2 protein-coding genes are annotated in these 1,307 nt (G+C 29.8%); both read right to left on the bottom strand.

Annotation, left to right across the window (positions count from 1 at the left end; all coding sequences use genetic code 11):
• Positions 1 to 201: 201 nt before the first annotated feature.
• Positions 202 to 672, bottom strand: coding sequence for a hypothetical protein (locus JOC73_RS15045; RefSeq protein WP_204404693.1), 471 nt, complete (start codon positions 670 to 672; stop codon positions 202 to 204).
• Positions 673 to 754: 82 nt separating this feature from the next.
• Complete coding sequence (locus tag JOC73_RS15040; protein ID WP_204404691.1) at positions 755 to 1,180, bottom strand: hypothetical protein; 426 nt, start codon at positions 1,178 to 1,180, stop codon at positions 755 to 757.
• Positions 1,181 to 1,307 lie beyond the last annotated feature (127 nt).

The raw sequence follows: 1,307 nt of genomic DNA, 5'->3' as shown, positions 1-1,307 counted from the left end.
AGTCAATTTTAATTTTAGTCATTTTTATTCTCCTATTTAGCTTTGTTGTGATAAACTTAATTATCTTATTTTAGATAATTATCATCATTAAGGTTTTCTCTTCTTGTTTTGAACCGAGCTGATATGGTAAATTTGCTATTAAATTAAAGAAGAGAAGATAAGTAGTTGGTTAATACCTCCACTTGTCTTCTTGGGTACTAATTAATATAGCAATTTTGTTAGTTTTTCTAATTTAGAAAAATTAATATCATAAGATTTTCTTAATAAAAAATGATTGTACAACCTTCTAGCTTCTTGTATATCACCTGCATATATATACGATTCAATTATTTTATTATAAGAACGATTATACATAAATTTTTCATTTTCTATTATTTTTATCGCATCACCAAAGTAATTGTTAGCCTCACGATATTTTTTATCTTTATAGTAATACTCTCCAATTGCGATTTTCAAAGCAAATCTTTCATTGTTAGATAAGTCTGTTATTTCCTCAAGTGCCTTATTCAGAATGTATATTGCCTTTTCTCTTTTGAAAATCAAATCATAGTTCACTGCACGGCGAATATATTCCTTAAACTTCTTCAGAGGTTTAAAATAATTAGAATAAATTGTATATATCACTATCACAATGCTAATTATTCCCATTACTAGTTCAATTGGACTATTCACTGTACTACCTCCTTTTTTTAAAATTGAGAATTGGGATTCATTCGGAAATCCCAATTCTCCATTTTCATACAAATTGATTTATTTATTTGCCACCTATTAATCTAATTACATAATTTTCTATATTTGTGATTTTGTTATCTATTGCCTTTCCTGGGGTAGTTCTGTCAAAGCGAGCATCAAAGTCAACATATTTACCAACCGAAGTTATTGCATCTGAGATTCTTCCTGCGCCATAATTCAGGGAAAATCCTTTTAGAAGTCCTTTAAATGTCCCCATCACAGTATTTACAACTATTCTAACCGTGCTAGACATTACAGGAGCTAGTATTTTTGCTTTTTCCGCTTTTTTCGCAATATTGTAGGCTTTTAGACCACCCATAAATGATGCTCCAAACGTTAATATTGTATTTAAAATAGTATTTTGTCGCCAATCACTTGCAATTTTTCTGATTATATTTTTTGCAGCATCTTTTATATGTTTGTGCCCAATTTCCTGTTGGATCGACATTCATTATAGGATTGTTTTCAGCATAACTATACTGATTAAGTGATAGCGGCTCACTAGCAAACCATGAAAACCATCTCTACTAATAAATCTACCTATCTCAGCGTCATAATACCTAGCCATCAGATAA

Source organism: Alkaliphilus hydrothermalis (assembly GCF_016908555.1).
In the GTDB taxonomy this organism is placed as follows: Bacteria; Bacillota; Clostridia; order Peptostreptococcales; family Natronincolaceae; genus Alkaliphilus; species Alkaliphilus hydrothermalis.
The sequence above is the reverse complement of the archived record's forward strand: the minus strand, read 5'-3'. Positions and strand labels throughout refer to the sequence as shown.

Coding starts and splice junctions, on each gene's coding strand:
- JOC73_RS15040 (WP_204404691.1), bottom strand. CDS start 1,180: ATGTCGATCCAACAGGAAATTGGGCACAAACATATAAAAGATGCTGCA.